This is a genomic window from Paenibacillus sp. USHLN196, from assembly GCF_037144955.1.
Classification (GTDB): domain Bacteria; phylum Bacillota; class Bacilli; order Paenibacillales; family Paenibacillaceae; genus Paenibacillus; species Paenibacillus xylanexedens_C.
Window position 1 is genome coordinate 155,846 of sequence record NZ_JBBCYH010000009.1, and the last position, 24,622, is coordinate 180,467.

General features: G+C 48.5%; 23 protein-coding genes. 16 read left to right on the forward strand and 7 right to left on the reverse strand.

What is annotated here, in order from left to right:
* Positions 1-101: 101 nt before the first annotated feature.
* The gene (locus WFI24_RS21630; protein WP_336764116.1) at positions 102-788 is read left to right on the forward strand and encodes a hypothetical protein; all 687 of its coding nucleotides are present in this window, start codon (positions 102-104) and stop codon (positions 786-788) included.
* Positions 789-911: 123 nt separating this feature from the next.
* Positions 912-1,742, forward strand: coding sequence for a serine/threonine protein kinase (locus WFI24_RS21635; RefSeq protein ID WP_336764118.1), 831 nt, complete (start codon positions 912-914; stop codon positions 1,740-1,742).
* 141 nt (positions 1,743-1,883) lie between these two features.
* Here the strand turns inward: WFI24_RS21635 and WFI24_RS21640 are convergent, their stop codons facing one another.
* Positions 1,884-2,093, reverse strand: coding sequence for a hypothetical protein (locus WFI24_RS21640; protein ID WP_145325636.1), 210 nt, complete (start codon positions 2,091-2,093; stop codon positions 1,884-1,886).
* A gap of 208 nt (positions 2,094-2,301) precedes the next feature.
* On the opposite strand from WFI24_RS21640, the gene map reads away from it, so the two are divergent.
* On the forward strand, positions 2,302-3,048 hold the full coding sequence (gene map / locus WFI24_RS21645) for a type I methionyl aminopeptidase (RefSeq protein WP_336764121.1): 747 nt from the start codon (positions 2,302-2,304) through the stop codon (positions 3,046-3,048).
* Positions 3,049-3,222: 174 nt separating this feature from the next.
* Entirely contained in the window at positions 3,223-4,236 is a 1,014-nt protein-coding gene (locus WFI24_RS21650; protein ID WP_336764123.1) for an NADP-dependent oxidoreductase, read from the forward strand.
* A gap of 125 nt (positions 4,237-4,361) precedes the next feature.
* Here the strand turns inward: WFI24_RS21650 and WFI24_RS21655 are convergent, their stop codons facing one another.
* Positions 4,362-4,847 carry a CcdC family protein gene (locus WFI24_RS21655; RefSeq protein WP_264933607.1) on the reverse strand — a complete coding sequence of 162 codons (486 nt, stop codon included), beginning with the start codon at positions 4,845-4,847 and terminating at the stop codon, positions 4,362-4,364.
* 217 nt (positions 4,848-5,064) lie between these two features.
* On the opposite strand from WFI24_RS21655, the gene WFI24_RS21660 reads away from it, so the two are divergent.
* From WFI24_RS21660 to WFI24_RS21670, 3 genes are read left to right on the forward strand one after another with little or no spacing between them, the layout of a single operon-like run.
* Positions 5,065-6,219, forward strand: a complete 1,155-nt coding sequence (locus tag WFI24_RS21660) for a HEAT repeat domain-containing protein (RefSeq protein WP_336764127.1) — start codon at positions 5,065-5,067, stop codon at positions 6,217-6,219.
* Positions 6,200-7,651: a glycosyltransferase family 2 protein gene (locus WFI24_RS21665; RefSeq protein ID WP_336764129.1), complete on the forward strand. Its 1,452-nt coding sequence runs from the start codon at positions 6,200-6,202 to the stop codon at positions 7,649-7,651. Before WFI24_RS21660 ends, WFI24_RS21665 begins: the two co-directional genes overlap by 20 nt.
* Before the next feature lie 55 nt (positions 7,652-7,706).
* On the forward strand, positions 7,707-8,837 hold the full coding sequence (locus WFI24_RS21670; RefSeq protein ID WP_336764131.1) for a hypothetical protein: 1,131 nt from the start codon (positions 7,707-7,709) through the stop codon (positions 8,835-8,837).
* A 217-nt stretch (positions 8,838-9,054) separates the two neighbouring features.
* On the opposite strand, the gene WFI24_RS21675 is transcribed toward WFI24_RS21670, so the two are convergent.
* Positions 9,055-9,627: a TetR/AcrR family transcriptional regulator gene (locus tag WFI24_RS21675; RefSeq protein ID WP_336764133.1), complete on the reverse strand. Its 573-nt coding sequence runs from the start codon at positions 9,625-9,627 to the stop codon at positions 9,055-9,057.
* Complete coding sequence (locus WFI24_RS21680; RefSeq protein ID WP_336764135.1) at positions 9,624-10,355, reverse strand: MBL fold metallo-hydrolase; 732 nt, start codon at positions 10,353-10,355, stop codon at positions 9,624-9,626. Before WFI24_RS21680 ends, WFI24_RS21675 begins: the two co-directional genes overlap by 4 nt.
* Before the next feature lie 430 nt (positions 10,356-10,785).
* On the opposite strand from WFI24_RS21680, the gene WFI24_RS21685 reads away from it, so the two are divergent.
* Positions 10,786-11,250 carry an RrF2 family transcriptional regulator gene (locus WFI24_RS21685; protein ID WP_336764137.1) on the forward strand — a complete coding sequence of 155 codons (465 nt, stop codon included), beginning with the start codon at positions 10,786-10,788 and terminating at the stop codon, positions 11,248-11,250.
* A 279-nt stretch (positions 11,251-11,529) separates the two neighbouring features.
* Complete coding sequence (locus WFI24_RS21690) at positions 11,530-12,156, forward strand: nitroreductase family protein (RefSeq protein WP_336764138.1); 627 nt, start codon at positions 11,530-11,532, stop codon at positions 12,154-12,156.
* 158 nt (positions 12,157-12,314) lie between these two features.
* Here the strand turns inward: WFI24_RS21690 and WFI24_RS21695 are convergent, their stop codons facing one another.
* Both WFI24_RS21695 and WFI24_RS21700 read right to left on the reverse strand, forming a co-directional pair.
* Positions 12,315-12,998, reverse strand: a complete 684-nt coding sequence (locus WFI24_RS21695) for an S-layer homology domain-containing protein (RefSeq protein ID WP_336764140.1) — start codon at positions 12,996-12,998, stop codon at positions 12,315-12,317.
* 145 nt (positions 12,999-13,143) lie between these two features.
* A complete protein-coding gene (locus tag WFI24_RS21700; RefSeq protein WP_336764142.1) occupies positions 13,144-14,004 on the reverse strand; it encodes an AraC family transcriptional regulator in 861 nt (286 codons plus the stop codon).
* 230 nt (positions 14,005-14,234) lie between these two features.
* Between WFI24_RS21700 and WFI24_RS21705 the strand changes: the two genes are divergently transcribed.
* The 7 genes from WFI24_RS21705 to WFI24_RS21735 all read left to right on the forward strand — a co-directional run bounded on the left by WFI24_RS21705 (position 14,235) and on the right by WFI24_RS21735 (position 22,956).
* Positions 14,235-15,290 (forward strand): lactonase family protein, encoded by a 1,056-nt coding sequence (locus WFI24_RS21705; RefSeq protein ID WP_336764144.1) that lies wholly within the window; start codon positions 14,235-14,237, stop codon positions 15,288-15,290.
* Positions 15,291-15,532: 242 nt separating this feature from the next.
* Positions 15,533-16,927: a helix-turn-helix domain-containing protein gene (locus tag WFI24_RS21710; protein ID WP_336764146.1), complete on the forward strand. Its 1,395-nt coding sequence runs from the start codon at positions 15,533-15,535 to the stop codon at positions 16,925-16,927.
* Between the two features lie 303 nt (positions 16,928-17,230).
* Positions 17,231-19,108, forward strand: a complete 1,878-nt coding sequence (locus tag WFI24_RS21715) for a rhamnogalacturonan lyase (RefSeq protein ID WP_442956247.1) — start codon at positions 17,231-17,233, stop codon at positions 19,106-19,108.
* A gap of 483 nt (positions 19,109-19,591) precedes the next feature.
* Entirely contained in the window at positions 19,592-20,671 is a 1,080-nt protein-coding gene (locus WFI24_RS21720) for a sulfate ABC transporter substrate-binding protein (RefSeq protein ID WP_145325622.1), read from the forward strand.
* 87 nt (positions 20,672-20,758) lie between these two features.
* Positions 20,759-21,595 carry a sulfate ABC transporter permease subunit CysT gene (gene cysT, locus WFI24_RS21725; protein ID WP_145325621.1) on the forward strand — a complete coding sequence of 279 codons (837 nt, stop codon included), beginning with the start codon at positions 20,759-20,761 and terminating at the stop codon, positions 21,593-21,595.
* A 67-nt stretch (positions 21,596-21,662) separates the two neighbouring features.
* A complete protein-coding gene (gene cysW / locus WFI24_RS21730) occupies positions 21,663-22,538 on the forward strand; it encodes a sulfate ABC transporter permease subunit CysW (RefSeq protein WP_336764150.1) in 876 nt (291 codons plus the stop codon).
* Between the two features lie 178 nt (positions 22,539-22,716).
* A complete protein-coding gene (locus WFI24_RS21735; RefSeq protein WP_145325619.1) occupies positions 22,717-22,956 on the forward strand; it encodes a YezD family protein in 240 nt (79 codons plus the stop codon).
* 29 nt (positions 22,957-22,985) lie between these two features.
* Here WFI24_RS21735 and WFI24_RS21740 read toward each other — a convergent pair whose 3' ends face one another.
* The gene (locus tag WFI24_RS21740) at positions 22,986-24,524 is read right to left on the reverse strand and encodes an extracellular solute-binding protein (RefSeq protein WP_336764153.1); all 1,539 of its coding nucleotides are present in this window, start codon (positions 24,522-24,524) and stop codon (positions 22,986-22,988) included.
* Positions 24,525-24,622: the final 98 nt, after the last annotated feature.

Sequence of the window (24,622 nt, forward strand, 5' to 3'; positions counted from 1 at the left end):
CTTGATCCATGAGACAGGTTGCCCCGATCCGATGACGGTTCCAAAAGAACGCTGAAGCCATAATGTTCTTATTCAAAAGACTTCATTCCGGGAGGGAATTAATGATGATTGAAGAAGCAGGAGCAACGACGGAAACGGCCAAGAGCCTGGGCATAGGTGCCAGTACTCTTCGTAAATATGCGGCGGCACTGGAAGAGCAAGGATACCGGTTTGAACGGTCCGCCAACAAATCCAGACTATTCAAATCCGATGACATCGAGTGCATTGAACGTCTGATGACCGAACTCAGAGAGCATAATCTGCCCCTCGCTGATGCAGTAGTGACTGTATTGGCTCCAAATCTGCCCGAAGTAGATGTACCTGTAGTAGATGTACCCGTGGTGAGTATCGAGAGTATGTCAGAGTCTTGTGCAGCAACATCGATGTCAGCAGTATTCCCTGAACAACCTGAATTAACAGGTAATCTGAGATCCTATGAGGGTCTGGGACAACTAGTAAGTGAGGTGACTTATGGTGCTGTGGAACAACAACAGGATGATCGAGTACAGCTGCTGCAACAGCGGGTCGATGAACTGGAGCTGACACTTCAGCATCTGGCAGAGACACATATGGCGCTTCAGGAACAGATGGAAAAACAGCACTTATGGATGAATGAGAAGCTAGAGGAAGAGCGGGATCGCGAACTTGTGACCAACCTGCGCAGCTTTCAGGAGAGAAAACGCAAACCAAAAGGAGTATCACTTCGCATGTTGTTCGGACTTCTGCCCAAGAAGCACAAGGAAGCTTGAGCGACAGGTTTTTGCCCTTCGTGATTTTACAGCAATGCCCTGATATAATAAGCTCCATACAACATGAAGACTGGCTACGGATTGCTTGGTATAGAAACAGACTGAGTGGATCAGGAAGCTGGCATGGGAGGATCTGTGGAGCTGCGACGAAGTTGGCAAAGATTGCTCGGGTTATGGACTGACCGTCCTCGGCGGGAAGGGACGACCATCGCTGAGCGTTATACAATAAAGGAATTGCTGGGTATGGGGAGCTATGGGCTAACCTATCTGTGTACTGACGTCCGAACCGGAAGGGAAGTGGCGTTGAAGGAGTCCAAGCCCAGCAAAGGCAGACTCTCTGCGCACTTATTGGAGCGGGAGGCGGACGTGATGAAACGTCTGTACCATCCGGCGATCCCTGATCTGTTGGATATGTTCACATCGGGGAGACGAAGTTATATCGTTACCGAGTATGTTCGTGGACAGACATTGGAAGAATGCATATTTGAGCAAGGTCTCCAATATACGGAGCGGGAATGTCTGGAACTGGCCGGTCAACTGCTGGCTCCGGTGGCTCATGTGCATGAGCAGGGATATATTCATGGAGATGTGCGTATTCCTAATGTGATTTTACGGGAAGGGATGGTGCATCTGATTGACTTTGGCTTGGCAAGACGCTTGGGGGAGCCGTTGTTGCCGGAGCTGAAGCGACGTATGCGAGAAGTACCTGAGCCTGAAGATGAACCGGCTACACCGGATCATGATCTGCAGGACATCGGACACTTTCTTCTCTTTATGCTGTATTCCGCCTATGAGCCAGAGAAGGGCCGAGAACCAGCCAGCTGGCAGGAGGAACTTGATCTTACGCCGGAGTTACACCACATGCTGGAGCGACTCCTTGGACTTCGCCCGAGTTATAAAGGTGGAGCGACGGAGTTACTGGCAGAGATGGACTACGTGTTGCAGAAAGTATGATCATAATAAGAAACAATCAAAAGGGGTGTTCTCCAGCCGTACTTATGGCTGACAGAACACCCCTTTATTCCATTTTTATTTATGGTAGCTTCCACTGAGCTGGAACGATCATTAGTTATTAAAAACAGTAGTGACAGCAGCCTAGCTGGAGCTATACTTTCTGTTTTTGTAATAACCAGAACCACTGCGGCTGTCTCTATATTTCACATCCGAAGACGAATAGCGCTTGTAGGAACGCTTGCCTGAGGAACTGCTGTGACGTTTATAGGAGCGCCTGTCTGAGGAGCTATAACGTTTGCGGTGAGATGAAGATTTGGAATCAATAAGTTTGCCAATAATCTTTTTGAACATGAGCTTTCACCCTTTCGACTTCAACTGTTTTAAGCATATACGCGGCCAGATATAAAGGGGTTTCGAGTTTTTTATGGAAAATTATATTCATTGGACAGGAGCCAGACGTATAATAGGATGTTGATGATTACATGGAATTTTTTATTTTGAGCGTTTCGCGTTACAATAGAGAACAGGATAAGATCTTAACGGACAAGGAGTAGTTGTAATGATTACGTTGAAGACCAAAGAACAGATTGAATATATGAGAAAAGCCGGAGAAATTCTCGCCGCGTGCCATAGAGAAATTGCGAAAATGATTCGTCCAGGTATTACGACACAGGAGATCGACCAGTTTGCAGAGGCTTTTATGAAGAAAAATGGCGCTACGCCGGAACAAAAGGGATACAACGGATACCAATATGCGACATGTGCGTCGGTTAATGATGTGATCTGTCACGGGTTCCCGGGGAAATACGCACTGAAAGACGGCGATATCGTCACAATCGACATGGTGGTTAATCTGAATGGCTGGCTGGCCGATTCGGCTTGGTCTTATGCTGTAGGTGAAGTGACTCCGGAAGCACAACATCTGTTGGAAGTGACCAAAACCTCCTTGTACAAAGGGATTGAACTTGCTGTGGTTGGCAACCGGATCGGTGATATCTCCCATGCCATTCAGGTGTATGCAGAAGGTGAAGGTCTGTCGGTTGTACGTGAGTTTATTGGACACGGCATTGGGGAGAAGATGCATGAGGAACCACAAGTCCCTCACTATGGTCCACCACATCGGGGTCCACGTCTCAAGGAAGGCATGGTGATTACCATTGAACCGATGCTGAATATCGGTACGTACCGCAGCAAGCTGGATTCGGATGGATGGACTGCGCGTACTATGGATGGAAGTCTGTCTGCCCAGTATGAACATACGATTGCGATTACAGCAGACGGTCCTGTGATTTTGACAGCACAATAATAGCTAAAAGCAGCTACAATGTGACGATATTTGCATATTTCAAGGCGGCCCACGTTTGTGATCCGCCTGTTTCGGTTTAAACTATTAAGAAGTGATAACACAGAGCCAGTGGTGAATGATTTCAGCTGACAAGGGTTAACCTTGCGTCCACTTGGCAACAAGGAGGTAATTTTGGTGTCTGTAAATAAACAGATCGTACTTGCGTCTCGTCCCGAAGGTGCCCCAACCAGAGAGAATTTTAACTTCATTGATGCACCTCTTCCTGAACCGGAAGCTGGGCAAGTCCTGGTACGTACATTATATTTGTCGGTCGATCCGTACATGCGGGGCCGCATGAAAGATACGAAATCTTACGCTGCACCATACGCGTTGAATGAAGTGATTAAGGGGGGGACCATTGGGCAGGTTGTGGAATCTTCGGAGCCGAATTTGCGCAAAGGAGATCTCGTATCCGGCATGTGGGGCTGGCAGCAATATGCTGCAGTGAATACGGCTGATCTTTCGCTGATTGATACCGAAGAAGCACCGATCACGGCTTACCTGGGTGCGCTGGGCCTGACGGGTCTGACGGCTTATTTTGGTATGGAAGACATCGGCAAACCCAAGGACGGCGAAACGGTAGTTGTATCGGGAGCAGCCGGAGCGGTAGGCATGATTGCAGGTCAGATTGGTAAAATTGTAGGAGCACGCGTGGTTGGCATTGCAGGCTCTGACGAGAAGTGTGCGTATCTGAAAGAAAAGCTGGGCTTCGACGTGGTCTTGAACTACAAGAAGGAGCAGGATATGTCAGCGGCTATTGAACGGGCTTGCCCGGATGGCGTGGACGTCTACTTTGACAACGTTGGCGGTGATATCTCAGATGCAGTGTTGCGCCACATTAATCGGAATGCACGTATTCCGTTATGCGGACAGATCTCATCCTATAATCTGGAGAAGCCGGATATCGGCATGCGTCCACAGACGTTGCTGTTAACGAATACGGCATTGATGAAAGGCTTCCTGCTGGGTGATTACACCAAATCCTTCAAGGAAGGCCGCGCCAAGTTGGCGAGATGGATTAAGGAAGGTCTTATCCAGTACGAAGAGAACATTGTGGACGGTTTCGAACAGACACCGGAAGCATTCATGGGTCTCTTCTCAGGAGATAACCTGGGCAAGCAGCTGGTGAAAGTTGCAGATCCTGAATAGATATCGAATGATCTACATCTCCAATCTCCAACCAGGTTGAAAACAAAAAAAGACATGTTCTGCACACCAATGGTGTAACAGAATGTGTCTTTTTTTGTGAACCTGTGCGTGGTCTGTATATGTGACTAGTGTTCGGCCACCAGCACTTCTTTGTAGTGTTTGTACATATATACACGCCAGCGTACAATCATGCCGAAGGCCAGCAGGAAGAATAATCCGCCTGTTTGCGGAATGCTTACATATCGCTGAATGACTTCATGCAGGATCAGGCGTACAGCCAGCAATCCGAGCAGAATGAAAGCAAAGCTGCGGGAACGCGTGGCAAAAATCTCTTCACCTACTCGTTCAAACCGTGTACTGCGAATGAGGGGATACGAGAACAAGAACCAGCCCACCAGCAACGCAATAAATGCCCAGAGTAAAGGAACATGTGTCTCCGGTACAACAAACATGAGAAATCCTGTGCTCATGCCGAGCGGAGGAATAAGGATTTTGCGAATGGTCACCGGTCTGTGACTGGCTTTCATGCGGATGAAGATGGCAAGCAGGGCCATGACAAGCATACCTACGGTTGCCCCGATTTGCAGGTAGTACGGACTGATTTGAGCCACGTAGAACTCCCTCTTTCTGGAATAATATGTTATCCGGAGATCCGGAAACCAGTACGAATTGCCGGAATTTTCAGTTCCTATTATATCACAAACGCAGAAAGCCGATAGAAAGCTTAGTGTATCATATACCCGATATGTATTCCCAGGGTGTATTTGAAAATTTTGTATTATTGTGCCCGTTGTAAGGCCGTTTATTCGATTAAGGGGAAATCGTGCAATGATTGGACAAAAGTGGATATTCATTAAGCTCATCGGTTCACATCATAGAGGATGGCTTGCGGGTAATACGGATTGGTTAGTACATGTGGTCAGCCTTATATGTGCAAGTGTACTCATTTTTTTGCTGGTTATCTATGGGCACATCTTATGGATGAAATATAGTGGTAGACGCAGGGAAAAGGTTAAAACGGCACGGATGCAGGAAATGCTTTCTGCAGATTCGGTACTACAGCGGTATTTGGGCCAAGGAGAAGTTAAAGTAGACTTATTGAATATGAGTAAAGATCAACAGATGGTGTTACAGCAGTTATTGTTGCAACGGCTCGCGCAAGATGCGGAAGAACTGGAGATTTTGCGGATTCGCTTGTTATCTTGGCAAGTCTTTGGAAGTTCATACCGAACGGTTCTGAAGACGGGAAAGTGGAGTGAACGGGTTAATACCTTGTTATATATTGAACAGTTTCATATGATGGAGCTTCTGCCCAGATTAGAGGATATGCTGCGGGTTACCTCTTGTACGCCACTTGAACGATTCATCATTCTGCGCATATATGCCAGAACCGGTTATTTCAGAATTGTTAAGGAATTGATGCGTGAGCAGGACGTATTATCCGACTCGCAGTATCTGCAGATTCTGTTGTTGCTAACCGATTCATCATGGGCCCGTCTGAAGGATCATTTCAAGGATGTACCTTATCAGGTCCAGTCTAATATCATCCATGCCATTCGTATTCGCGATGACCAGACGGATGGAGCTATTATTCTTCTGGAAAAACTCATTCGTGGAGAGGATTCGCAGCTGCGTACTCGTTCATATCAGGCCCTGGCTCATGTGGGCAGGGGGAATGAGGATCATCTGAGAGGGCTATTGCTGGTATGGAACGAACACGGTGAGGAACGGCAGCGCTCTGAACGATTGACAGTGGCCCAGCTCATGGGCAGCGTTCATGCGGATTCTTTTATTCCTCGTCTGAAGGTGATGATGGGTGATCCTTCTTTTCAGATCAGGCAGGAAGCGGCGAGCTCCCTTGCTCGGTACGAACAGGGGCATGTGGAACTTCGGGATGCGGTTGCACATCATCCGGATAAATATGCAAGGCAGATAGCGGAAGAAATGCTGGAAAGGATGCAGTATGGACGAGAGATGGATTGAGATGCTGCGGAGTTTTGTTTTGGCGTGTTACGAGGGAATATTTATCTATCTTGTGCTAGCAATTACGATGTGCAGTGTGCTGGTGGTTGCAGCAGCTCGGACATTGATCCGCAGGAGAGACCTGGACCCGCTTCACTATCATGAGATGTTGGATACAGAACTGGCTCCGGCGGTATCCCTGCTTGTTCCGGTGCGGAATAACGAAGATACGATTATACATCGAATTGCCAGCCTGCTGGATATTCAATATGCAATCTATGAAGTCATTATCATTAATGATGGATCAGAGGATGGTACAATGCGGTGTTTAAAGGAGACCTATGATCTGATGCCCATTCAGAGTAAAGTTCATTATTCGGGACTCGGTCAGGAGACAGGTCAGATCCAACGTATCTACCAATCCAGGCTGCATGATCGTCTGATTGTGATCGACAAGGCGTATGGAGGACGAATGGACTCGCTGAATGTAGGTCTGAATATCTCACAGTATCCTTATATCGCCTCCGTTGGACCCCATACCATTCTGGAACGGGATGCATTGGTGAAGATCATGAAACCCGTTATGGATGCTCTCCCGGGAGAAGAAGTCGTTGCTTGCAGTGGACGAGTAGATCTCATTGCTCCCAGCCATACGAATCATAAGAATTCTGCCGACTCTACCGACTATCGTACAGGACGGACGGGCAGAACGTTGTATGTGATGCAGACCATTGAATATGTGCGTGCTTTTCTAATTAGCGGCGTGGGACTCGTTCGTTACAATATTAATGTGCTGTTATTTACGTCCGAAGTATTCGGGGTATTCAAAAAGAACCGGGTGATGGAAGTCGGCGGCTACAAGCGCCATCACCAGGCCGCTCACATGGAACTGGTTATGCGGTTACAGAAACATATGAAGCTGATTCGGGCCCGGGGGCGTATGATATACATACCCGATCCAATCTGCAGGGTAGAAGTACCCGGCACATGGCGACAACTGTGCAGACAGCGTATCAGTTGGCACAGTCAGCTTGCGAGCAGTTTATGGGCCCAACGGGGCATGATCTTCAATCCGGCCTATGGCTGGATGGGGATGGTGTCCATCCCGTATTTTATTTTTATCGAATTGTTGGGACCTGTGCTGGAACTAGGAGCGATCTTGCTGTTCATTACAGGCCTAGGGCTACAGTTGGTAGATATGAACCTGTGCATCATTCTCGCTCTGCTGCTGACACTTTATGGTTCCCTGCTGTCTGCAGGGGCAGTGATGTTGGAAGCGTGGAGTTCACGAAAGGCGCATACGTCCCGAGAGGTTACACATCTGCTTGTGTATGCCTGTTCGGAGACGTTCTGGTTCAGGCCGCTGAACAACCTGTCCCGTATATATGGAATGTTACAGGCTATGGGGTTGAGGAAGGAAGAAGAGAAGAACAGCGGAAATGGATTGGGCTGATCTATCGACCGATCCATGACATTACCTTGGAACAGAGCAAGGAGGAAGGTGCTTCATGAAAAGAAGTTACAGGCCAGTCACGATGTGGACGTTGGCTTGTTTTACAGTGGTATCGGTGGTGCTGGTTGTCCCCTGGATTATGTGGCAATCCCAGGCCCCGGTTCCGCTGAATATCATGATTATTGACAAGAGCAGACCGGACTTGTCCTATCAAGGACACAAGGGATTGGTCTGGCTTCTGAATCAACAGAAGATCGTACAACATACAGGGGAACACTACTCGTATGAAGAGGATTATTACGGCTATGACATTCAGGATGGACTTATTCAGATAAAGCGATTGCTGCCTGATGAGGTGACGGACACGGATCTGATCTATCTGACGGCGAATCGGAGTAGCCTGTCTACACCGAAGAATGAACGGAGACAGGATGCAATCTATGAAGGATTAACGATATATGATGTGCAGAAAATTCGCGAGGCTGCCTATAAAGGTGTAACGATTGTCGCCGAATACAGTGCATTAGCAAATACAGCTTCCAAGATGACAAGAGAGCAACTGTATCCCATCTTGGGAGTGGACAGCAGTGGATGGCAGGGAAAGTCGGTATCCAATCTGCAAAGTAAGGGAGAAGTACCCCGGTGGGTTCGGACGAACTATGAGCAACAAGAGAAGAAAAAATGGTCTTATCACGGGGCTGGCATTCTGCTGGCGCATGTGGATGGACGAGTCGTGGTGCTGGAGAAAGGTCCGGATGTAAAGACAGGTAATATACAGGTTGCATTTACACCCGAAGGCAGAGATTGGAGCGGCATAACGCAGGATATTCATTACACGGACTGGTTCGATATCATTGTGCCGCAAGAGAAGAATTCCATACTGGCCTGGTATAAGACGGATCTGACGGAGAAAGGCAAGCAGAAGCTGGGGGATGCAGGGATACCCGCGGAAGTTGCTGCACTTGTCCGATCCGATGACTATAATCGATCATATTACATGGCAGGGTCCTTCGGAGAGATGAAGCATTACTCTTTCTGGCGCCGAATCCGAGGATGGGATGTCATCCGGGCCAAGCTTACGCCAGATCAGAAAGAGATTCCTGATATGTTTTACTGGAAGGTGTACGTGCCAGTGATGAAGCATATTTTGCAGGAGGTAGAGGAAGGTAGGCAGCAATGGCCGTAGGGGTGGTTGTAGAGAAATCGTTCCGATGGAAAGGGACGGGAGATGTACATATTAGAGAAGCACGAATTTGTGAGTGGCTGGCGACAGACGCAAGACGAATAACAGATAATAGATGTCACATATCGATTTGAATGTGAAGAAGATACAGCATCTGGGTGGCAATATTAAAAGGACTGCAGTGGATCTGCAGTCCTTTTTCGTGATGCAATATGCCTTGCTATTCCTGGTGAAGATGCCGGAGTCCGTGCAGGAATGCAGATACAGTCAGACGCAGACTTTCGTCTGGATCAAAGTCCATGCCGAAGCCGCCTTGTGCCTCAATGGAGGCAAACCCATGGCAGAGGCTGCGCAAACCACGAACGGCATGCAATGCTTCCGCTTCGGTTAGCGAGTAGGGCTGCAAGCTGTGCAGCAGCAACTCCAGCGTGGCTGTGCTGGCCGCGGCGAGCTGTGGCTCCTCGCGGTCCGGGGCATGAAATGAGGCTTCGTACAGTCCAGGGTGCTCGCGGACGAAGCCAATGTATGCCGCAGCGATGGCCTGAATGGCATCATCGCCAGTGCGGTCAGCAATAGCTGCGGTTAATGCGCGGCTGAGCTGCTGCACGGACATCAGCGCCATTTCCTGGCGAAGCCCGGGAAGTCCGCTGATGTGGTTGTAGAGCGACGGCGAGCGCACATCCAGCCGCTGGGCGAGAGCGGCGAGTGTCAGCGCCTGGAAGCCGTCGCTGTCAGCAAGCTGGGCGGCGGCGCTGAGCAGAGCGCCGCGATCCAGCCCTTGCCGGGGACTCACAGCTGCCCCCCGGCAAGGCCGAGCCGCTGCTGTGCATCGGCAGCTGCCGCGCGCATGGCGGCCGCGGGCTGGCGCAGCATCCGTCCGTGGCCTACAGCCAGCACGGACGGTTCCAGCTCCGCCAGGCGCTTCGCGCTGGCCAGAGCCGCTTCGCGGTTCCACGTCGCCAGCGCGGGGAACGGGAAGAGCGGGCGCACGCGGCCGGATACAGCCAGGCCGCCTTGCAGCTGGTACGCGTCGCCAGCGATGAGCACGCGGCTGCGCGTATCCATGAAGGCCATGTGCCCCGGCGTATGGCCTGGTGAGGCAACGGCAACCAATGAACCTATCCGGTCGCCGTCATCCAGCAAGTGGTCCGGCTGGGTGCGAACCGCTTGAGGTTTGGGTACACCGCCGCGTACCGGGGTCTGTGGCTCACCTGGGAGCAGGGAAGGATCCCCCGCCAGTAGCCGGGCATCCCGTCTGGAGATGAAGACTTCCGCTTGGGGGAGAGCCTCTTTGAGAAGGTCCAGTGCACCGATATGGTCGCTATGAGCGTGAGTTAGAATGATTCTGGTGATGGGTTTGCCAAGGGACTGGGCAGTTGCCAATATCCCCTTAAGACTAAAGGGCATTCCGGCATCAATTAAGGTTAATCCATCTTGCTCTTCAACAAGATATACGTTCACAGGGAAGAGCTTTGGAAGGAATGTAACTTGAATGACATCAAATTCTCGGGTAATGCGCATCGATAAACCCTCCTTAAAACTAATGATATTAGTATAATAACTAATGCCATTAGTTTTAGCAATACCTGTGATATATTTGGTTCGAATAAAAAAAAATTTAAATAATGATGCACTTTACAAAAAAAGCGTTTTCAAATTGAAGATTACCGATTATAATAATCACGTAAGCCCTTTCATATGTCTATCTTATTGGAGCCCTTCGCGTAGCGAAAGGCTCACTTTTTTGTTCTTTTTAGATTGGAATGCCGATAGGAGGTGCCATCTTGTCTTGATTTTGTAGAGGGCTGTAAGTATTGGTATAACAGGAAAAAACACGTGCGATTCCATCCTGAGCGAAAGTTGACAAACATAACTGTTATTCATATAATGACAGTTATACTTACCTTGGGTTGAAGTTCATCGGTGTAGTATGCCGGGAAGGGAGTAAGTTATGAACAGTGAATTTACCATTGCGGTGCATTGTCTTGTTTTTCTCTCCATGAGAGATGAGTGTATGGCCAATAGTGAAGACTTGTCCCAGAGTGTGGGTACGCATCCGGCCAGAGTCCGCAAGGTACTTAGTGTTCTGCGCAAGCATGGTTACCTTACAACGAAGGAAGGTGCTCATGGCGGGTACTTGCTTAGCCGTCCAAGTGAAGAGATTAAGCTTGGAGAACTGTACAGACTCGTTGCTGGCGGTTCACTTGGTCCGAACTGGTGTTCAGGGGAGTCCGGTTCATCGTGCGTGGTATCTTCCAATATGCAGGACGTGATGGGGGACATTTACGACGGAGGCGAAGAGGCACTAAGCGCCTATTTTGATCGCATATCCATAGCGGATGTGAAGCAGCGTATAGGTCATGGAAAAGCATGTAACTTGTCGCTGGATGGATTGCCTGACAAAGAGAAGTCCTGACGGATTCCACAACCAATGGTCCTTTCTGATGTGACCTTGGTTAGTCAGGCATGTTGGACAGGTTCGTGATCGACTGGTTATGGGATGGGCGTATGCTCCGGTGAAAGATCCATGGATGGTTTCAAGCGATTCCGGGCATAACGTGAACACAGATGAGGAGAGGTCGTCTGCGCTGATGTTATTTTCGGAGGGCAAGTCTTTGGTAGAGTTGGTATCAAGATCGCCTTGCGAATGTAAAAAAAGAAGAACAAACAAAATAGAGTCTGGGGAGTGGAACACATGTCAGGCATTGAAAAAAATGAAACACTTCGCGTTATTAGCGAACGTCATGCGGTCAAAAAATACGAAAAAGGTTTTGAATTGCCTGAAGCTGATCTAAACGCAATCTTGACAGCAGCTGGGGAAGCACCGTCTTCATGGAACCTGCAACATTGGAGATTCCTGGTGATTGAATCCGAAGCTGACAAAGCTAAATTGCTGCCAGTTGCTTATGGTCAAAGTCAGATCGTGGAAAGTTCCGTTACGATTGCTGTTCTCGGAGATTTGGAAGCAAACCGTAACAGGGTAATCTACGATCAAGCTGTTGAAGCAGGCGCACTGACTGCTGAGGTTCGAGACGCATTGGTTGGACAGATCAACGGTGCTTACCAAAGCCCACAAATCGCTCGCGATGAAGCGATCCGCAATGCATCTTTTGCTTCCCAAAATATTATGCTTGCTGCACGCTCCCTGGGTTACGATACATGTCCAATCGGTGGATATAATCCACAAAAACTGATCGAAACATTCAACATTCCTGCACGATTTGTGCCAACGTTGTTGATTACTGTAGGTAAAGCTGCACAGCCAGCTCGCCCGTCAGGACGTTTACCGTTGTCTGAGGTTGTTGTTAAAGGTTCTTTCTAAGTTAGAAAGTTAAATCTGATGATTGCATCAGTGATATAGGTATAATATAAACGGCCGCACTTTCCTGATGAGGGAAGGTGCGGCTGTTTGGCATATTGGTGTTTTATGAAAAGACCGCTCACTGGGGCTCTAATAGATCGGCTTCCACCAAGGTATTATTACTTCTCAGGTGTTTCCGGGATTTGCGGTGCATGGAAAGATTCCAGATACTCGATTGCGTTATACATCATAACGGCTGCTTCGGCACGAGTAATTGTTTGTTTGGGATTGAAGTTGCCGTCGGCATCCAGTGCATTGATTTTGAGAACCAGGGAGCGCTGAACGGCACCTTGATACTCCGGCGTAAGTTCCTGTTCGTCGGTAATGTCTACAGGTTTGATATTAATCATCGGCAGACCGCCTTTGGCTTCAATGCCTTGCATCAGGAACAGGGTGTACTGTTCACGAGTGAGCGCTTTGGACGGATCAATATCCTGTGACATCTGAATGCCATTATATTGAGCCCGGATAAATGCATCACTGTACCATATGCCATCTTTTACATTGGCGAAGTGGTCACTTGGCAGCGGCTGTTTGATAAAACGAATGGTGTCCAGATTCAGATTCAGTCCGTCCGCAATCAATTGGATGCCCTGAGCGGTATTCAACTCCTGTTCAGGCTTGAACAAGCTGTCGCTCACGCCTTTGATGAATCCATCCTGATGAAGAGATTCGATTTTATCCGCTCCTGCCACGCCTTGAATATCCGTAAATTGGGCCGGCGCCGCGTTCATTGGTCCTGCACTTAGAGAGAGCGTGAGCAGAGCTCCCGCAGTTAATGTAGCAATCATATTTTTTTTCATGATAGTCCCGCCTCACTTTTCCAGGGATAATCCCTTTATATAAAAGTTATTTGTCCCTATAGACGACCTTTCTGTACAAAAGGTTGCTGCAATTTTCCAACTGAATTCATGATCATTCAGAAAGGGTTAAGTGAAGTCAAGGTCTCTAACCTTTGGATTTATTTCGATAATCCGTGGGTGAACGTCCCATCATTTTGCTGAACAGACGGGAGAAGTAGTAGGGGTCCTTGAAACCAAGCTCGGAACTGATCTGCTTCACGGTCCAATCGGTAAAATCCAGATAGCGGCAGGAATGCTGGATCTTGAGCCGCAGAAAATAATCGATGGGCGAATGCCCGGTAGCTTGCTTGAACAACTGTGAGTAATGAGGGACAGACAGCCGTGCGTGTGCCGCCAGTTCCTTGAGGGTGATTCCGTTCTCTAGATGCTCCAGCATATACTGGACAGATTGTTCAGCCGCACGTTTGCTACTGACGCCCCCGCCATCTGTTCCTGTCGTTTCTGGCCCATGAGCGAGCATGCCGAGCATATAACCAATAATCTGGGAGGCATAAGTCATCGTCTGTATGGAGTAACCCGTCTCTAACGCGCCGTAACATTCATGGAAAAGCTCAAGCCATTTCTGAGCCTTGGCTGGTGGCATACTAGAAATATGATGGGTTAGCAATGGTTCTATGTAGGATAAAGCATGTTCCCCGCGTAGATGAATCCAGAAGATGCTCCATGGTTCAGCTGCGTTGGCACCATATACATGAGGAACATGTGCAGGCAATATGATGAGGTTTCCCGGGCGTACTTCATATGTCTTGCCGCCATCTATCGTATACCAGCCTGTGCCTTGGGCACAGTACATCAGAATATGTGATTCACAACCATCGGGACGATCACGGTAATGATGTTCTGCTTCGTGAAAGTAACCGATATCCGTAACGTATAACCCGGACGTGACGGGATAAGCTGCGGCTTCTTGCAGCAGCGAGTCCGGAAGCACAATGAGTTTTTGCATACGAAATCCGTCTGATTTACGAAGTATGGGTGGTCTGTTGTTAGGTCTCATACTCTGTATTATGGTGAGAGGGAATAAGGGAGTCAATGACAGAATGAGAGCGCTCACCGGTTATGATAATTTAGAAAGCCACGTTATAGGAAGTGAAGCAGTTGCCCGTGAATTGGGTAAGTACATACCAGTGGGAAGAATCAGATCAATGAATATACAGGATAAGGGAGAGATTAGATATGGAACCAGTCACAACACAGGAAACGTTTTTCTATACAGGTACGTATGCTTCATCGGAAGAACCAGGCATATTCCTATGTGCGTTGAATGCGGATACAGGAGAGATGCGAATCGTGAATCACATGGAGGGTGTGAGCAATCCTTCTTATCTGGCGCTATGCCCCGATGGAAACTGTCTATATGTGGCGAGTGAGACGGACGAGGGAGAGGTGTTGGTCTATCGGAGAGATGCGGCAACGAGTGAACTGCACCTGATGGATCGAAAGCAGACCAGAGGGGCTTCCCCATGTTATGTGTCTGTCTCGAAGGATGGTCAATGGGTATTCACATCCAACTATAGCAGCGGCAGTGTCAATGTATTCCCGGTAGGCGATCAAGGGACGCTCGGAGAGATGAGTGCATGGGTGGAGCACACGGGAAGTGGAATCAACGAAGAACGCCAGAAAGGGCCGCATGCACACTCCATCCAGCCAGATCCGTCCGGACAATATGCTGTCGTATGTGACCTCGGTCTGGATCAGATTATTGTGTATCGTTTGGAAGAAGGACGTCTGGTCACGCATCGTGAGATGAATCAGCCGCCAGGGGCTGGTCCAAGGCATCTTGTGTTCCATCCCAACTCCAAGTGGGCTTATGTAATCAATGAGTTGGACAACACGGTTACCGCATTCCTGTACGATGAGCGCAGAGGTGAGTTCACTACGTTGCAGCACATCTCGACACTTCCAGAAGGGCATAAAGGAGAGGGTACGGCTGCAGACATCCGTGTATCTCCATGTGGTCGTTTCCTGTATGCATCCAATCGGGGAGATGACAGCATCGTACTCTATCACATTGATCAGGAGAGCGGTAAGTTGGAAGCCGTAGAATGGACGTCCACGATTGGGCAGACACCGCGTAACTTCAACCTGCTTCCAGGTGGCATTCTGGTGGTGGCGAACCAGGACAGCAATAACCTCGTAGGTTTCCAGATCAGTGAAGAAGACGGACGTCTGACGCATAACGGGTTCAAGCTGGAACTGCCTCGTCCGGTATGTATTGCGCCTGTGGTATGAGTTGTAATACGGTGAAGTTAGAAGTGTAAGTGGAATATTACATCTGAAAAGTGATCTATGAGCTGTGAAATCATGGGGGAACGCATGGTTTTACAGCTTTTTTAGTCTTTTTATACAATTAACTTGAAAATAGTGGCAATTATCACATTTTTTTATTGACCATCGTTCGAACGTTCATTATGATCAGAATATATAGTGATGAAACCTAAAATCTGGATGTTGCACGAAGGGTGGTGCTTTCCTTGGAACCTGCAAATTCAATTCGGGAGCAATTAACCCAGTTTATGGATAAGAACAGCATGACGCTCTCCCGATTCTCGGAAGTATCTGGCATTAATACAGGCACAATTAGTCGTATTTTACATGGGAATCGTCCCATATCCGTGAGCCAACTAATAGCGATCTCATCCGGAATGGACGTGGCAGCGGATCATTTTTTTGCCGACTATGTAGAGGAATGTTTCGCTTATTCCGTATCCATGCGGCGGATCAGACCGTTCATTCTCCGAAGTGCCGAACTGAATCGGCTGGACTGCATTGAGCAGATTCTTCATCGGCTACTGGACGACCTGGATTATGCGACAGAACTATTTGAGATGGCAGAACAATTGTTTGAACGAAATCAGTGGTCTGCCGCGGCATTGTTATATAAGAGTGTGAGTGAGGTTGAGAAATATCAGCATTCCGAACGGCTTGCCATGTGTCAGTATCGCATGTTTCTAATTGGACAAGGTGAGAACCTGGAGGAAAATCTAAGGATGGCTATCTTGTTCGAGCCCTATGTGGATCGACTGGATGAGTCGTATCAACTGGATGCGCTGAAACATTTGATTCATGTGTTTATGGCAGTTCATAAATGGAATAAGGTTAGCGAGCTTTCTGACAAGATGTTGCTTTTAGCCCAGATCCAGTATGAGGCAACTAACAACCGCAAACGTAAGAATCAGGAGATGAAACGGACAGAGCGTCCCCTATATTTTTATATACTATACTCCTGGCTGATCCAATCCACTGTATATGAGGAACACAGGGACTATGTTCGAGCACTGGACTTTGTGAAGTTATATGCTGACGGACAAAGATGGGTGAAAGAGAACGATGAAGAATCCCGTCGTATATTGAAGCAGTTTGAAGAGTGGGCTGTAGCCAATACGTATCTCTATCGTTTAATGTCTGGAGAAGTGGATGTTATTCCCGATTATGCGGATTATATTGAGGGACGTAAAGACGAAATTTTCATTGCACTTCGATATATAGTCCGAGCTGCAAATAAATTTGGCGTTAACATTGATCACATTTTGGATCGCTTCTCTGATCATATTCCCCTACGTACAAACAAGACGGAATTCGGGGAGTACAATCATGCGATTATGGGTGAGAGTTACGCACAGTTTTTAAGTGATTTAGGAGTATATAATCTTACAAATCAACGGCGTAATGCAATTAATCTAATTTTGGAAGGTTTGCATTTTTCAGTTAAAATAAATAGTGATCGGAATATTATCACGTGTATGACCTTGTTTGAGCAATACAGGGATCAGGCCGATTCAGTTGCAAAACAGAAATTCAAATCTCTAACAAGTGAGGTGCATCGGATCAATGCAGAAAAAAGTATCGTTTTTGTTGACTCTATGTAGTGTTTTAATTGTAATGAACCCTATAATCAATACATTAATGGGACATGGAGCAGGTGGCGGCTAATTTTAGTAGTAATGAAAATTGTTATTCAAGTGGTTTAAACAGCATTCTCAAATTTATTGAGAGTGCTGTTTTTTTTATGAAAATTTATTATCTACATCAAATTTTTCTTTTAATTACTAAATTAGACCTATAGATGGAATTATATGATTAATTTAAAATGAATATATTAAAGCGCTTACATAAGAGATGGCGCTACAAGGGCATCGGGCTTACCAATACAATTGGGGAGGCAATTGTTTATGGGAAATCGATCATCACTGTGGAAGCGCACATTACGTACAGCCGGAGTATCGTTGTTGAGTTCCGCGTTGTTGGTTACTTCGCTTGGCTTGGGCAACACGCCAGTAACGCATGCAGCAGGTGCAAGGCAGATGGAATTTCTGGATCGCGGTGTGGTTGCTGTAAAGACCGGGACAGGTGTGTTTGTCAGTTGGCGACTCTTGGGTACGGAAGGTTCGAATGTATCGTTTAATGTCTATCGGGATGGAACCAAGGTGAACGCATCACCCATAACGAACAGCACCAACCTTCAGGATGCAAGCGGGACAAGCAGTTCCAAATACACGGTTCGCGCTGTAGTCAGTGGAACGGAGCAGGCTGCTTCTGCGGCAGCGAGCGTATGGGGCAACAACTATCTATCTGTACCGCTTAGTGTACCCGCAGGTGGTACAACGCCCGATGGAGTAGCCTACACCTACAGTGCCAATGATGCCAGTGCAGGTGACCTGGATGGTGATGGTGAGTATGAATTGATCGTGAAGTGGGACCCCTCCAACGCCAAGGATAACTCTCAGAGCGGTTATACGGGGGAAGTCTTTATCGATGCCTACAAATTAAACGGAACACGCCTCTGGCGAATTAGTCTGGGCAAAAATATTCGTGCGGGTGCTCACTACACCCAGTTCATGGTCTACGATCTCGACGGTGACGGCAAAGCCGAGGTCGCAATGAAAACGGCCGATGGCACCAAGGATGGCACTGGTGTGGTCATCGGGGATGCAAGCAAGGATTACCGCAATTCCAGCGGTTATGTGTTGTCTGGCCCCGAATTCCTGACGGTATTCAATGGGCAGACTGGCAAAGCGCTCTCCACAGTGAACTATGAACCGGCACGCGGCAATGTGTCCGACTGGGGAGATAACTACGGCAATAGGGTAGACCGATTCCTTGCCGCCATTGCTTATCTGGATGGGGAGCGGCCAAGTCTGGTCATGGCTCGCGGGTATTATACGCGCAGTGTGCTCATGGCTTATAACTGGAGGAATGGACAGCTGACCAAACAATGGACATTTGATTCCAATACATCCGGTAATTCGGGTTATGCTGGGCAGGGCAATCATAATCTGAGCGTGGCGGACGTGGATGGGGATGGGAAAGACGAGATCGTCTATGGTGCCATGGCGGTAGATGACAACGGCAAAGGATTGTACACAACAGGACTTCATCATGGGGATGCCATGCATCTGAGTGATCTGGACCCGGATCGCCCCGGACTTGAGGTATTTCAGGTTCATGAGACACCATCCAATGCCGGAGTGGAATTCCGTGATGCAGGTACAGGTCAGTTAATCTGGGGAGTCAAAACAACGAAGGATATTGGACGCGGCATGGCAGCAGATATCGATCCAAGATATAAAGGCGCTGAAGTATGGGCAGACGGCAGTCTGTACACAGCCAAAGGGCAGAAACTCGGAACAACCCTGCCGTCTTCCACGAATTTTGGCATCTGGTGGGATGGGGATCTGCTCCGTGAACTGCTGGACAGCAACCGAATCGACAAGTGGAACTATGCCAACAGCACAACGGTGAACCTGCTCACCGCATCCGGCGTATCGTCCAATAACGGAACCAAGTCTACGCCGAATCTACAGGCCGATCTGTTCGGGGACTGGAGAGAAGAAGTGGTATGGCGGACGAATGACAGCTCAGCGCTGCGGATCTATACCACAACAGCAGTTACGGACAAACGCATCTACACGCTGATGCATGATCCGGTGTACCGTCTTGGCGTCGCTTGGCAAAATGTAGCCTACAATCAACCGCCGCATACCGGTTTCTATCTGGGAGAAGGCATGAGCACACCACCGGTACCCAATATCCGGTATGCGGGCAGATGAGGAATGGACTAGGCAGGGCGGCCCAATTCCGCCCATGTTTACACTAGACAGCGAAGGATGGGAATCGCTGAGGGGAACAACGGACGTTGGTTCGTTGCTCCTCTTTTTTTGCCATTGGTGCAGAAATCCGGTAAAAATCGGAAAAAACGTTTGACAGGTATATAGACTGCCTTTATTATACGTATATAACATACTAAACAGGTAGGAATAATAAAAAATGAATCTGTTTTCATTGTGAGAGCGGTCATTTTACAGACACATGCAACAATGCAACCTGAACAGAATAACGTTCTCACCGTATAGACGGAGGAACACCGTAGCGCATCCTTACCGGATGAAGCATGCACGGCCTTAAGCTGGCATGACTTTATGGGGAGAAGTGCGCGGGGGTTCCTCCGTCTTCTTGTTTTTTTATGGGGCGTTACATCCTGTTCAGCCGGCCTGAGGTAGTCATGCAGATCTATATCGGGGGAGTGTTATTTAATGAAAAAGAGAATTCACAAGGGTATTCTGGTTGGTCTGGCACTGGTGTTAACAGGAGTTCTGGCAGCATGCGGATCGGATAGCGGCGGGTCCAGTGCGGCAGGAACATCAGGGGGAGCGGAAGGCGGCACAGAAGGCGCCAAGGCTATCGAACTGCTGAATGTTTCCTATGATCCAACGCGGGAACTCTATGAGCAATATAACAAAGCGTTTGCGGCGCATTGGTTGAAAGAGAAAGGCCAGGAAGTGACCATCAAGCAATCCCACGGGGGCTCGGGTAAACAGAGTCGTTCTGTCATTGACGGACTGGATGCGGACGTGGTGACGCTGGCATTGGGATACGACATTGATGCGATTGAAGATAAAGGTCTGATTAACGAAGGCTGGCAGGATAAATACGAGCATAACAGCGCGCCGTATACCTCTACGATTGTATTCCTTGTACGTAAAGGCAATCCAAAAGGCATCAAGGACTGGGATGATCTGATCAAAGGGGATACACAAGTCATCACCCCGAACCCCAAAACGTCCGGCGGAGCACGTTGGAACTATTTGGCAGCATGGGGATATGCCCTCAAGCAAAATAACAATGACGAAGAGAAGGCGAAGGAATTCGTTGGAGAATTGTTCAAACATGCGCCTGTGCTGGATTCGGGTGCTCGCGGTTCTACGACGACGTTTGTTGAACGTGGCATCGGTGATGTGCTGCTTGCCTGGGAGAATGAAGCTTTCCTATCTGTAAAAGAGTTGGGTCCGGACAAATTCGATATTGTTGTGCCTTCCGTCAGTATTTTGGCTGAACCACCGGTAGCGATTGTGGACAAAAATGCAGACAAAAAAGGAAGCCGCGACGTGGCGGATGCCTATCTGAAATATTTGTACAGTGAAGAGGGACAGACGATTGCTGCTGAAAATTATTACCGCCCAACGCTGGATAGCGTGGAGGAAAAATTCAAGGATCAGTTCCCGGAGCTTGAACTGTTCACATTGAATGATGTATTTGGAACATGGCGGGATACCCAAGCCAAACATTTCAATGACGGTGGTATCTTCGACCAGATCTATGTTCCAGGCAGCTAAGGTTGCTCTGTCCAATGAACAACCGATCAATCGCGCTGTGAGCGGCCAACCAGCCTTACCGGCTGAAGGCAGAGAGGATGAACGTGCATGAGCAAGGTGATGGTAGCGCGGAGACGCACATTGCCGGGATTCGGATTAACGATGGGTTACAGTGTACTCTACCTGAGCCTGGTTGTACTTATTCCATTGGCTGCGCTGTTGTTTAACTCCACAGGGCTGACGTGGGCAACCATGATTGAGGTTGCGACCAACCCCAGAGTGCTGGCTTCCTTCCAGGTCAGCTTCCTGACCGCAGGCGCAGCGGCCCTGATTGATCTCGTGCTGGGGTTACTCCTGGCATGGGTGCTTGTTCGGTATGAATTCCCAGGTAAAAGGCTGTTTGATGCAGTCATTGATCTGCCCTTTGCCTTGCCAACGGCAGTAGCAGGGGTTGCCCTTACGGCGATCTATGCCGGCAATGGCTGGATTGGACAGTTTGTAGAGCCTTTGGGTATCAAGTTGGCCTATTCGCAGGCCGGGATTACGCTGGCGCTGATGTTTATCGGAATTCCATTTGTGGTGCGTACAGTGCAGCCTGTGCTGGAGGAACTGGAGGCGGAGGTCGAAGAGGCGGCTGCCACACTGGGAGCAGGGCGATGGCGGATATTCCGTACCATTCTGCTGCCGGATCTGATTCCACCGCTGCTGACCGGGTTTGCTCTGGCTTTTGCCCGGGGCATTGGCGAATATGGCTCCGTTGTGTTTATCTCAGGTAATATGCCGATGAAAACAGAAATTGCCCCCTTGCTGATCATGGCCAAGCTGGAGCAATTCGATTATGCAGGCGCTACAGCCGTGGCTTTATTACTGCTACTGGTCTCTTTCATTCTCTTGCTGATCATTAATTCCTTGCAGCGTTGGAGCCGGAAGGCGGGCAGGGCATGACGATGAAGCAAGATGGAATAAGGGTACAAACAGATGTCACTCACCCAAACATAAGGAGGTGCAGCATATGGCGGGTTCCATCCCACTGAGCCCTGTTCCACCTGTGAAGACCGGCCGTGGAACAAACCGTGCAACGACGGAAGCTCCATGGGTCAAATGGTTGTTAATCGGATTGGCGAGCCTGGTATTGATATGGCTGCTGATTCTACCGCTGGCAATCGTGCTCATGGAGGCGCTGAAGCAAGGCTGGGGCGTATATATCGCGGCTCTTACCGAACCGGATGCCATGTCAGCGTTGAAACTCACGTTATTGGTTGCGGCGATTACCGTGCCGCTGAATACGGTATTTGGTGTGGCCGCTGCCTGGGTCATTACCAAGTTTCAATTCAAGGGCAAGGGACTCATGATCACCCTGATTGATCTTCCTTTTTCGATCTCGCCTGTGGTGGGCGGGTTGATCTTTGTATTGGTCTTTGGTTCGAATGGGTGGTTTGGGCCGTGGCTGTCCGAGCATGATATCAAAATCATTTTTGCGCTGCCAGGCATTGTCATTGCAACGTTGTTTATTACCTTCCCCTTCGTAGCGAGGGAGCTGATTCCACTAATGGAGGACCAGGGAACCCGGGAAGAGGAAGCGGCGGTTACGCTGGGTGCTTCCGGGTGGCGAATCTTCTGGAGTGTGACTTTGCCCAACATCAAATGGGGGCTGCTGTACGGCATTATTCTGTGTAATGCCCGTGCTATGGGCGAGTTCGGAGCGGTATCTGTGGTGTCAGGACATATCCGCGGGGAGACGAATACGCTGCCGCTGCATGTGGAGATTTTGTATAACGAATATCAATTCTCGGCTTCGTTTGCCGTAGCGTCCTTATTACTTATTCTCGCTCTCGCCACATTGCTGCTCAAGAGCTGGCTTGGACACAAAGCGGTTTCAGAAAAGTGATACAAAGCGAATCAATTTCATAATATGAGAAGAAGAAAATACAGATTGACAGCTACTGGAAGCCCTGCTAATGTATAAACCAAGTATATAGGTTGGATAAGAATGAATTATAAATCGGTTGGATGATAACGCATCGAGGACTATAGCGGGCAGTAGCCCGAGAAGAGGAGGCGGCTATATGGCTAAGCCGTTAAAAGTGGATGAGGTATGGTTGGACCGAATTGCCGGACAGCTGAATGACATGGAGTTTGGTTCATTACACATCGTGGTACACGAAGGTCAGATTGTACAGATGGAGCGGACCGAGCGCAAGCGTTTTGAAAATACGCCCTCAGGCAGCACCTCCAAATCCGGCAGCACTGCACGAAGCGCTTCACCCCGATCCCTGCGCGGATCCAATGCGAGTGCGAAGGGATAGAGAGTGACGTGGCTTCCAATACGTCCCGCCTATTGGGCAGGATTTATCTCCAAATTCTCCTTATACCAGTCATTCGCTTCAAGTAACATCTGTTGCCCACCTGCATCCATGAATTCTTCCACAAACGTATCGAAATAACCCACAGGCTGATCGCCAGTGATGATGGAGATGTACGCTCTGTCTCTCATGCGAATCAACTCAGCTGAATATTGAATCAGGGCAGGGGTTGCAACCTCCAGGCGATTATAGATACCACGCTCCGTTAATCCTGCAGATGCAGCCCACTGTTCACGTTTGTCCGAAGGCGTACCAGGAACCGTCATGCCGATACTTGAGCCAATCATATTGGTGTAATTCTCCATACTGCTATATGGAGGGAGTAAATGAAACGATCTTGAAGGTTCAGTGCTCCAGTCCCAGTGCTTTCCTGGAAGACCATACTCCATTTTGATCTGCTCGGCCGGATCGGGGTTGGCACTTACATAATCCAGTATCTCCAGAATTTTCTCCAGTTTCCCCGGCTCGTTCGCAGCCTCAGCTCCAATAGCAATAAAATTCATCAACAGATTATTTCCTTTAGAACCGCTCTGTCCATCTGGACCAACAACAGGAGAACCAAATACAATCTCTGCAGCTGCGTTCTTCTGTAGCAGCTCATTCACATTGAACGAGGCTCTCACTGGAGTTTCTTGGCCATTTTCGTTGGGGACACTGTAATCTCCCGATTGATTCCAATGATAGTAGTTGCCCATCGAGGTCATCCCAATTTTGCCATTAATAAAAGCATGGGATAGATGCTTATAGCCGCCTTTATTCTCGCCGGTTATAAACTCAGGGTCGATAATCCCGTCCCGATACCACTTTTGCATATAAGTCAGGGCCTTTTTCATCTCAGGCTCCAAAGCGCCGATTACGAGTTGGTCGTTTTTTTCATTAAAGTACAGCTGCTCGGTAAAAACGGACTGTCCAAAAGCGCCAAATACAACGTTCAAGCCCTCTTTGGATAGGCCATACGTATCCTGTTTACCATTTCCGTCCGGATCATCTTTGGCAAAAGCATACATCACCGTTTCGAATTCATTTAATGTCTTCGGAACATCCAGACCAAGCCGCGTAAGCCAGTCCTCTCGGTATACGACAGGGGTTCGATAGATATTAGTCTGATTGATGACCGGAATCCCATATAAGCCGCCATTTATTTTTCCGTACTCCAAGTAACGTGAATCATAATCGCGGATTCGCTTTACAATATTCGGTGCATATTGTTCGAGGACATCCGGGGAGATTTCCGCTAATACCCCTTGCATCTGATACTTGAGCAGATCATGCGGCTGCCTGATCCGGAACAGATCCGGTATCTTCCCTTGAACCAGCTCCAGTTCCATCAGCTCTTCATAGCGCTTGTTCTCAAGGTTCCACACCTCCAGATTGACATCAAACCGATCCTCAATATAGGCAATCATCTCAGCGTTCTCAGGAACAGGGACATTTTGATGCATGGTCCAGGAAATCGTATATTGAGGAGCTGTATCCTTCTCAGAGCTTGCTGAATGTTCCTGCTGTTGCAACTGTGCTGTTTCTCTCCCTGAAAAGGTACACCCACTTGTGAATACGAGAAGGATGAGCATGGTGGAATATAGACATAACTTTCTTGAAAGGTTAAGGT

Coding starts and splice junctions, on each gene's coding strand:
- cysT (WP_145325621.1), top strand. CDS start 20,759: ATGAGCAAGGTGATGGTAGCGCGGAGACGCACATTGCCGGGATTCGGA.
- map (WP_336764121.1), top strand. CDS start 2,302: ATGATTACGTTGAAGACCAAAGAACAGATTGAATATATGAGAAAAGCC.
- WFI24_RS21700 (WP_336764142.1), bottom strand. CDS start 14,004: ATGCAAAAACTCATTGTGCTTCCGGACTCGCTGCTGCAAGAAGCCGCA.
- WFI24_RS21660 (WP_336764127.1), top strand. CDS start 5,065: ATGATTGGACAAAAGTGGATATTCATTAAGCTCATCGGTTCACATCAT.
- WFI24_RS21665 (WP_336764129.1), top strand. CDS start 6,200: ATGGACGAGAGATGGATTGAGATGCTGCGGAGTTTTGTTTTGGCGTGT.
- WFI24_RS21670 (WP_336764131.1), top strand. CDS start 7,707: ATGAAAAGAAGTTACAGGCCAGTCACGATGTGGACGTTGGCTTGTTTT.
- WFI24_RS21705 (WP_336764144.1), top strand. CDS start 14,235: ATGGAACCAGTCACAACACAGGAAACGTTTTTCTATACAGGTACGTAT.
- WFI24_RS21630 (WP_336764116.1), top strand. CDS start 102: ATGATGATTGAAGAAGCAGGAGCAACGACGGAAACGGCCAAGAGCCTG.
- WFI24_RS21735 (WP_145325619.1), top strand. CDS start 22,717: ATGGCTAAGCCGTTAAAAGTGGATGAGGTATGGTTGGACCGAATTGCC.
- cysW (WP_336764150.1), top strand. CDS start 21,663: ATGGCGGGTTCCATCCCACTGAGCCCTGTTCCACCTGTGAAGACCGGC.
- WFI24_RS21635 (WP_336764118.1), top strand. CDS start 912: ATGGGAGGATCTGTGGAGCTGCGACGAAGTTGGCAAAGATTGCTCGGG.
- WFI24_RS21685 (WP_336764137.1), top strand. CDS start 10,786: ATGAACAGTGAATTTACCATTGCGGTGCATTGTCTTGTTTTTCTCTCC.
- WFI24_RS21640 (WP_145325636.1), bottom strand. CDS start 2,093: ATGTTCAAAAAGATTATTGGCAAACTTATTGATTCCAAATCTTCATCT.
- WFI24_RS21715 (WP_442956247.1), top strand. CDS start 17,231: ATGGGAAATCGATCATCACTGTGGAAGCGCACATTACGTACAGCCGGA.
- WFI24_RS21690 (WP_336764138.1), top strand. CDS start 11,530: ATGTCAGGCATTGAAAAAAATGAAACACTTCGCGTTATTAGCGAACGT.
- WFI24_RS21695 (WP_336764140.1), bottom strand. CDS start 12,998: ATGAAAAAAAATATGATTGCTACATTAACTGCGGGAGCTCTGCTCACG.
- WFI24_RS21680 (WP_336764135.1), bottom strand. CDS start 10,355: ATGCGCATTACCCGAGAATTTGATGTCATTCAAGTTACATTCCTTCCA.
- WFI24_RS21720 (WP_145325622.1), top strand. CDS start 19,592: ATGAAAAAGAGAATTCACAAGGGTATTCTGGTTGGTCTGGCACTGGTG.